Raw genomic sequence first — 7688 nt, 5'->3', positions numbered from 1 at the left:
AAATGGGGAGAAATTTCTCATTTTAACTTGTACTAAATCTTGACATAGGACCATAGCAACCAATAGGGTTTGTCAAGTTTTTTGTGTAAGTTTTAAGAAAAAATTTTATGGGGATGGGAACCTCCCCATTGTTAGAGTTTTATACTTTTACAAATTAACTCGTCAAAGCATCCTTGACAAGCATCCCCATTTCATCGTTTAAAGCTCTGGATTCCTGATAGGCACAGAACAGACACTCATAAGCTTTTTTGAGTATTTCCGCTTCTTGTTCCTGATCTGCAGCTTCCAGTGTCTGTAAACGGTGATGGATTTTTTTCCATTTCTTATGCAGTTCTTGCAAGGAGTAATAATATTAAAAGCCGCAACTCTTCCAGAACATGTACATATGTATGTATCGATTCCGCCGAAATTAAATGTATCAAAAACAATAGGTCGAATCAAAGGAAAGAGTGCATTAATGATATTCGACAGACATCCAGAATATAGAGACAGAAATAATCGTCACTTTTGGGCAAGAGGATACTATTGCGAAACGGTAGGTAACGTCAATGAGGAAACAATAAAACAGTATATACAAGAACAATATGAAAGAGATCGTTTAGAAGGGGACTCAAAAAAGTAAAAAAGAGCCGATTTTAAGCGGACACCAGTAACTAAAGGAATGCTTTGTTAGACCGCCTTCAGGCGGAAATGCAATATGCCCTGGAAGGGCAAACACAAACCATCAGCAGAGCTGGTAGTACTGACTGAATTTGGCGGAGAAATTTGCAATAACTGAATTTGGCGGAGAAATTTGCAATATTGATTTTTGAAAGTAAATATGATAGCATATCTATATTTAGGGTACTTGAAAGAGTAAAAAGTATATGCCATAGAACAAGGTTTGAAAATTGGTATTAGATGAAATGATTTTTCAAAAGGAGGTGTAAGTATGTTTTTGAGGGCAAGTACGAAATCTGTTCTGGAAAAATCGTTAGGAGTGACGGCTAAAGAACTTGCAAAAATGGATTATGATCAAGAGATATCTTTTGTAAAAAGCAAGACAGGTAAAAAGCTGTTTTTTTCTAAAGTAGTAGATCATCGCATTGTGGCTCGAGGTAATCATACAATTGCAACAAAAAGAATCATGACAATGGAAGAAGTTGACAAGCAGATAGCGGGATGGAAAAAGGATGAGAGAAAGTACTAAAGTTGATTCAAGCTTTTTTGTGATCATAAAGAGGAATTAGATGAGATTTTTAGAACATATATTGAAGATATCAATCCGTTTATTGTGAAATTTGAATCCCAGAAAAATGAATTTTCGATAGAAGTTCTTAATGAAATTCGTGCAATATATGGTCATATAGTTCGTGCTGCGATGGCCGAGGATGATGAGGATGTTTCGAGAAGTATCGGAAAAATGTAAGCTCATTCTAAAAGAGTATTACTTGATTGTCTGAAATGCATAGGAATTATTTATCATGATGAATATATTGATTTTATGAAAAGATACGAAAGTGTAGATTTAACGTTTATTGATAATGGTAACTTCATCAGAGATGCTGTCAAATTGTATAATGAATCGGTTGAATTATGGCAGGATGCTAAAATTTCCGAAACATCTAATGTTAGTGAAGAGGTTATTTACGATAAGTATCAGGATGCATATGAACATTATGTGAAGCTGTATGATTTAATAAGTGATGCTGAAGAAGGTGCAGATTTTTTACAGCATAAAGCAACCCAAAAAGAATTATTAGCAAAAAAATCTTATTATATAGGTGTTGTTATTGGTGTACTTGGAATAATAAGTGGTATAGTTGTTGCGTTAATCTTTTGATAAAGAGATATTTTTGTATAAGTGAAGGAATAGTAGGGAGGGAAACCACCCTGTTTTTATAATTTGGCGTTTAGTTTATTTTCGGTATTTTTCAAAGATAAAAAAGTAAATGCGAATAGTGGAGATAAAAAGTATGGATAAGAATAAAAATGCACACCCTTTTTTGAGAAAATTTATGTTGCCACAAGATGATTATGAAATATTTAGATTTTCCGGCAGTACTTTGAAGGATGAAGAGGGGGAAAGACGATCGGACAGGAAGAAATAGCAGAGGTTATTAATAATTTGCACGAAATAAAAGTAGTGGATTTGAATCATGGAAATATATATCTGAAAGAGTATATCTGGGGAACACAGTAGAGTGACGTTTGGGTTGAAGAAAAACTGAATTAAAAAAGTTTATTAATGGGCAAGCAATAAAAAGATGGTAAAGATATTGCTGGACAGATATCGGTAAAAGGGAAAGAAGGACAATCCATATGAATAAAGCAGAAATTAAGATTGTGGAGGAGCAGATTAACAACTGCTGGCAGGTGGCGTCTGAGATCATTGAAGAGTTTGATATGTATGGCGGCGGTCCGGAAGAGGAAGAGAACAGGGCTTGTGAAGAACTGGAAAAGATGCAGGAGCTTTTTGAAGATCATAATTTGCCATGGCAGTTTAAGGAACGACTTTATCTGGCGGATTATCTGGTAGAGAATTGTGATGGGTATTATCAAGATATCGGAATTTCAAAGAGAAAAATAAAAGGAAAAGATTATTGATGGGGTTATTGGATAAATGGTAAATGTTTATGCATGGAATTATCACCGAATCTTTCTGATCATGTTGTTTTTGCTTATCCTCTGGCGGATTTTAGCAAGGTATATAAGAATCGACATCTGGAAGATTTTAAATTTGTTTGGAGCAGGGGTATCGTTTTTTCTGATTCTCAAGTTCACGGTGCTGGGGAGAATACCTTCCGGTCTGCATCAGTTTGTGGTGATAGCACCTTATTCGAATGAGTTCTTTCGGGAGTTACTGATGAATGTCTTTTTATACTTTCCACTGGGACTTACGCTCGGGGAGCTGATAGGCTGGCATCGGATCTGGCTGGCTCTGGTTCTGGCAATTGTGATCGAGAGCTGGCAGTATGCGGCCGGGACGGGCATGGCGCAGGTGACGGATGTGATCTGCAATACGCTGGGAGCCTGGATAGGCGGTATAGCTTTTCAAAAAAGAAAGCATTGCTTGTGAAAAGCTGTTGCAGATAGTATAATGGTGGAATTATTTTGAAGTCAAGAGAAAGCAGAGGTGTTTCATGGTCGATGTACATACACACATTCTCCCGCACCTGGATGACGGGGCTTTTGATTTGGAGACTTCGGTGCGGATGGCGGATCTTGCTGCACGCAGCGGAGTGTTTCATATGGCTGCGACCAGTCACGGGAATTATTATGATTATACGTTAGAGGAATACAGGGAAAATTTTGAGAGGCTTCAGGCGGAACTGCGTGACAGAGAGATTCCGGTGAAGCTTTATTCAGGTATGGAGATTTTTATGGATGAGAAGGCCGCAGATCTGCTGGATCTGGGGGAGCTTCTGACGTTAAATGGGACAAGATATGTCCTAGTGGAGTTTGATTTTGAAGAAAATGTCGAAAAAGTGTATAAATATGTTGCCGATTTGCAGACGAGAAGGTATAATATAGTTTTAGCACACCCGGAACGTTATCTTTTTGTGCAGAGAGATCCTGAGTTTGCCTACTTTCTGGCGGAACAGGGCTGTGCACTTCAGGTAAATAAAGGGAGCGTTCTTGGGCAGTTTGGAAGAAGATGCAGAAATCTTGCAGAACAGTTTCTGGATGATGGGATTGTCAGTGTGCTGGCTTCGGATGCACATGACTTTGAGTATCGTACCCCATCGATGAACAGACTGGTGGCATACCTTGAGAGGCGATATTCGAAAAAGCTGATTCGTATGTGGCTGTCGGAGAATCCGAGCCGCATATTAAACGGGATGCCGATTCTCACTACATAAAGGAGTACAGCGATTATGGACAAAAGAAAGGTCTTGGCAGGGGCAGTTTGTGTTCTTTCCCTGGTTGGAGGCTGTGTTTATTATTCAAATGCACAGAAGCAAAAGGATATGGAACCGCCGGTTCTCAGTGCGGATGCGGAGAAGTTTTCAGCAAGCATTAAAGCGGATGAGAAGAAGCTGATCTCCGGCGTGACGGCATTTGATCAGAAGGACGGGGACGTATCGGACAGCATACTGATCGACAGTATCAAAAAGAAGGAAGGCACGGACAGTGATTTCCTGATTACTTATGTGGCCTTTGATAAATCAAGCAATATGGCATCACTTACAAGAACACTTCATTATTCTGACTATCGTCAGGCACATTTTTCCTTTGAACAGGCATTGCGTTTTCCGGAAAATCAGGAGATTGATCTGTTGTCTTATTTTACGGCGGACGACTGTATTGACGGGGATGTCACACCATTTATTACTTTGGATGGTGATAAGGAGGTCTTGGAAGGAGAGCCGAAGAAGGGGATTTATGAGTGCACGGTCAGTGTGACGAACAGTGTTGGTTATACGACGACGCTGCCGATCAGTGTGGAAATCTATGAGGATGGATACGATGAGCGAAATCAGCGTCCGCAGATCATATTGAATCAGTATATTGTATACATGGAAAAGGGCGAACAGCTGGATGCAAGTGCTTATCTGGATTATATCGAAGAGGGAGGAGAAACCTTTGCAGTTTCAGGAATAACTTCATCTGTGGAGGGGACTTCAGAGAGCGAACAGCAGAGTACAGCAAGTAAGCAGATTTCCATGGAGAATATTGAAATCACTTCGAAGGTTGATACGGAAAAGGCCGGAGTTTATACGGTAAATTATCATTATACATCGGAGGAGACAGGATACGACTGCAATGCAAATCTGATCGTGGTCGTTGAGTAGGAGGGGACAGATGAATCAGGAACATTATCAAAATGCAAATACACAGCCGTATGATGTGAAATACATAAGTCGCTGCCTGATGAGAAATGCACTCTTTATTCTGATGTTTGCATGTCTGGCAGGCGTGTTTTCTTATATTTTTCTGGATCACTATAAGAAGGATACTTACACGGCAAGTGTCAATCTCTATGTGATCCCAAGAGACAATGCGAGCACAAAATTCAATTCAAATGGGATCAGTTCAGCGGTATCCCGATGCGTCAGTGCCCTGAACAGTGATATGATGAAAGAGCAGATAAAAAAGGAAAAGGATGCGAATAAGCTGAAGGGAAATCTTTCGGCATATGCCGCCGGAAGCACCAACATCATTGTCATGAGTGCGACGAGCAGTTCGGCGGAGAGTGCATGCCGCCTGTTGAAAGCCGGTATTGATAATTATCCGAAACTTTCCGGATATTTCCAGACGGGATATCTGCTGAAGAAGATTGGAAGTTTTGAAGGGAATGGGATTACGGTCAATCATGCAGATGCACCAATCAGTGCACTGAAGGTGGCACTTCTGGTGCTGATTGCAGGATGTGGTCTGGTTGGAGCAATGGCAGTTTTCACTGACAAGGTACATAGTGTCGAACAGGCACAGCAGTTGCTGGATATGGATGTCTTTGGAGCGTTACCGTTTGTAAAGAAAAAACAGGAACAGAAGTCGATTCTGATCACAGATCCAAGGACTTCTTCGCAGTATGTGGAAGCTGTGGACAAGATCGTTACAAAGCTTCGCAGAAAGATGCACGAAAATCATTATAAAGTGCTGATGGTGAGCAGTCTGAAAGAGAATGACGGAAAATCTACGGCAGCAGCGAACCTTGTACTGAATCTGGTGCAGCGTGGTAAGAAAGTAGTTCTGGTGGACTGTGATATGCGAAGATCTGCCGTCTGTAAGCTTTTTGATATTGACATGAAAGATCAGAAACAGCTCTATGATTATCTGACAGAAGAGAGTACACTTCAGGATGTTTTGATTGAATATGGTCAGGACGAGCGTAAGTTTTCTTGTATTTTGCAGAAAAAAGCAGTCTCTGAGCCGGAAAAATTGTTTGATTCGGAGCGATTTGAACATATGCTGAAGGAACTGTCCGGAAGTTTTGACTATGTGATCCTGGATACGGCACCAATCGGCATTGTACGTGATGCGGAGATCATTGCCGGATATGCGGACTCTGTTTTTATGGTCATGAAGCAGGATGAGGTGCATGCAGCATCGGTCAATGATGTGATCGATATTCTGGAGGATGCAGGATCTGTCGTAGTCGGTGGTGTCCTGAATATGGCAAAGGGCGAGAAAATTGCGGGAAACGGCTATCACAAGTATAAGTATGGAAGCTATTACTACGGATACGCTTACGGAAAGGATGGACAGCATGCAGGAAAGTGATAAAGTACGTGCAGAAAGAGTGAGAACAGGACAGCAATATGGTGCCGGTCAGGAAGGAATTGATCTTTTCAGCATGATGGATGATGCACTGCGGTGTTTTCAGAAGTACTGGCTGCAATTTTTATTGCTGATCGTGATCGTGACTGCAGTTTTTATTATTTATGGAAACAGACAGTATGTTCCACAATATCAGGCAAAAGTGACTTATGCGGTAAATAAGACCGGAGATTCGGATACAGATGCTTCCATTGCACAGAGACTGAGCAACAGTATCAGCGTGGTTACGAAAACAGGAGATTTTAAGGATCGCCTGTTTGCAGATGTGGAAGAAGAAAATGTCAATCCGAATTATGTGATATCCTCTGCATATACGGACAACTCCAACTTATTTTCTGTTACGGTGACGGCAAACAATTATAACAATGCCAATATGCTGCTGGATCTTCTGGAGAATATGTATCCGGAATGGGTGGCAGGATCCAATGGTACGATGGAATTACAGGTTGTGGATCGGGCTTTGGCAGGCGAAAATCCCGTAAATGGTTATTCAGCGATGAAGCAGCTGGTGGAGGGTGTGTTGGCTGGCGTGATCTTGTGTCTGGCAATCGCAGCATTGTATGCACAGTTGATCAGGACGGTTCGCAAAGAAAGTGATATGAAGAAGATTACGTCCAAAGGATGCATCAGTCTGATACCGGAGATTGCAGTCAAGAAACGTGAAAAGAGTAAGAAACAGCAGCTTCTGCTGAGCAACAAGCGTGTGGACTGGGGATTTAAGCAGTCTGTGCAGGCGGCTCAGCTTCGTATCGAGAAACAGATGGAACAGGAACATAAACAGGTTCTGCTCGTTTCCAGTACGCTTCCACAGGAAGGAAAGAGTATGACGGCAGTCAATCTGGCACTGGCATTTATGCAGCATGAGAAAAAGACAGTTCTGATCGATGGAGACCTCAGAAAGCCATCCGTTGCAGAGATGCTTGGAATGGAAGAACAGAAGGGACTTGCAGAGTATCTGAAGGGAAATGCCAAGGTTAAAGAGGTTTTGCAGAAAAAAGGAGATCTGACGGTAATTCAGGGTGGAAAGGTGCATGGCAATATATCCAGCCTGATGGATGAGAGCAGAATGGAAGAACTTATGACTTTTCTTAAGTCAGAATTTGACTATGTAATCATCGATACACCGCCGGCATATCTGTTTTCGGATGCTGCGATCCTGGCGGGATATGTAGATTGTGTACTTTATGTTGTACGTCATGACATGGCAGAAATTCCGCAGATTGAGAAAGGAATGGAATCTTTTATTCAGGAGGATAAACTGCTTGGATATCTGATCAACAGAAGTCAGAAAGGATTCGCTTCTTACGGAAAATATGGATATGGAAAATACGGATATGGAAAATATGGCTACGGCAAATATGGCAAGTATCAGAGATATGTAGATGTGAAAGAAGACGATATGGACACGGAAGATTCCTTATAGT

Annotated in this window: 10 protein-coding genes; all 10 read left to right on the top strand. The window is 41.1% G+C overall.

Annotation, left to right across the window (positions count from 1 at the left end; genetic code table 11):
* Positions 1 to 304 precede the first annotated feature (304 nt).
* The 10 genes from tnpA (at position 305) to ACLTL4_RS03790 (ending at position 7687) form a co-directional block, all read left to right on the top strand.
* Positions 305 to 622, top strand: a complete 318-nt coding sequence (tnpA, locus tag ACLTL4_RS03835) for an IS200/IS605 family transposase (RefSeq protein ID WP_412320251.1) — start codon at positions 305 to 307, stop codon at positions 620 to 622.
* 309 nt (positions 623 to 931) lie between these two features.
* On the top strand, positions 932 to 1189 hold the full coding sequence (locus ACLTL4_RS03830) for a hypothetical protein (protein WP_412291398.1): 258 nt from the start codon (positions 932 to 934) through the stop codon (positions 1187 to 1189).
* A 294-nt stretch (positions 1190 to 1483) separates the two neighbouring features.
* Positions 1484 to 1822, top strand: a complete 339-nt coding sequence (locus ACLTL4_RS03825) for a hypothetical protein (RefSeq protein WP_412291399.1) — start codon at positions 1484 to 1486, stop codon at positions 1820 to 1822.
* Between the two features lie 133 nt (positions 1823 to 1955).
* A complete protein-coding gene (locus tag ACLTL4_RS03820) occupies positions 1956 to 2090 on the top strand; it encodes a hypothetical protein (RefSeq protein ID WP_412291400.1) in 135 nt (44 codons plus the stop codon).
* Positions 2091 to 2301: 211 nt separating this feature from the next.
* On the top strand, positions 2302 to 2586 hold the full coding sequence (locus tag ACLTL4_RS03815; RefSeq protein WP_412291401.1) for a hypothetical protein: 285 nt from the start codon (positions 2302 to 2304) through the stop codon (positions 2584 to 2586).
* A gap of 16 nt (positions 2587 to 2602) precedes the next feature.
* Positions 2603 to 3058 carry a VanZ family protein gene (locus ACLTL4_RS03810; protein ID WP_412291402.1) on the top strand — a complete coding sequence of 152 codons (456 nt, stop codon included), beginning with the start codon at positions 2603 to 2605 and terminating at the stop codon, positions 3056 to 3058.
* 64 nt (positions 3059 to 3122) lie between these two features.
* A complete protein-coding gene (locus tag ACLTL4_RS03805; protein WP_412291403.1) occupies positions 3123 to 3842 on the top strand; it encodes a tyrosine-protein phosphatase in 720 nt (239 codons plus the stop codon).
* A 15-nt stretch (positions 3843 to 3857) separates the two neighbouring features.
* Entirely contained in the window at positions 3858 to 4775 is a 918-nt protein-coding gene (locus ACLTL4_RS03800; RefSeq protein ID WP_215658943.1) for a bacterial Ig-like domain-containing protein, read from the top strand.
* 10 nt (positions 4776 to 4785) lie between these two features.
* On the top strand, positions 4786 to 6207 hold the full coding sequence (locus ACLTL4_RS03795; RefSeq protein WP_412291404.1) for a polysaccharide biosynthesis tyrosine autokinase: 1422 nt from the start codon (positions 4786 to 4788) through the stop codon (positions 6205 to 6207).
* The gene (locus ACLTL4_RS03790) at positions 6194 to 7687 is read left to right on the top strand and encodes a polysaccharide biosynthesis tyrosine autokinase (protein ID WP_412291405.1); all 1494 of its coding nucleotides are present in this window, start codon (positions 6194 to 6196) and stop codon (positions 7685 to 7687) included. Before ACLTL4_RS03795 ends, ACLTL4_RS03790 begins: the two co-directional genes overlap by 14 nt.
* The last annotated feature ends 1 nt before the right edge of the window (position 7688 follow it).

The organism is Hominisplanchenecus sp., assembly GCF_046967715.1.
Taxonomy (GTDB): Bacteria; Bacillota; Clostridia; order Lachnospirales; family Lachnospiraceae; genus Hominisplanchenecus; species Hominisplanchenecus faecis.
Note: the sequence above shows the minus strand (reverse complement) of the source record. Positions and strands in the feature narration are given on the sequence as shown.

What these genes read in the sequence shown, in the direction of transcription:
- ACLTL4_RS03825 (WP_412291399.1), top strand. Translation starts at nt 1,484, where the DNA reads ATGAAAAGATACGAAAGTGTAGATTTAACGTTTATTGATAATGGTAAC.
- ACLTL4_RS03820 (WP_412291400.1), top strand. Translation starts at nt 1,956, where the DNA reads ATGGATAAGAATAAAAATGCACACCCTTTTTTGAGAAAATTTATGTTG.
- ACLTL4_RS03830 (WP_412291398.1), top strand. Translation starts at nt 932, where the DNA reads ATGTTTTTGAGGGCAAGTACGAAATCTGTTCTGGAAAAATCGTTAGGA.
- ACLTL4_RS03805 (WP_412291403.1), top strand. Translation starts at nt 3,123, where the DNA reads ATGGTCGATGTACATACACACATTCTCCCGCACCTGGATGACGGGGCT.
- ACLTL4_RS03815 (WP_412291401.1), top strand. Translation starts at nt 2,302, where the DNA reads ATGAATAAAGCAGAAATTAAGATTGTGGAGGAGCAGATTAACAACTGC.
- ACLTL4_RS03810 (WP_412291402.1), top strand. Translation starts at nt 2,603, where the DNA reads ATGGTAAATGTTTATGCATGGAATTATCACCGAATCTTTCTGATCATG.
- ACLTL4_RS03790 (WP_412291405.1), top strand. Translation starts at nt 6,194, where the DNA reads ATGCAGGAAAGTGATAAAGTACGTGCAGAAAGAGTGAGAACAGGACAG.
- tnpA (WP_412320251.1), top strand. Translation starts at nt 305, where the DNA reads ATGGATTTTTTTCCATTTCTTATGCAGTTCTTGCAAGGAGTAATAATA.
- ACLTL4_RS03795 (WP_412291404.1), top strand. Translation starts at nt 4,786, where the DNA reads ATGAATCAGGAACATTATCAAAATGCAAATACACAGCCGTATGATGTG.
- ACLTL4_RS03800 (WP_215658943.1), top strand. Translation starts at nt 3,858, where the DNA reads ATGGACAAAAGAAAGGTCTTGGCAGGGGCAGTTTGTGTTCTTTCCCTG.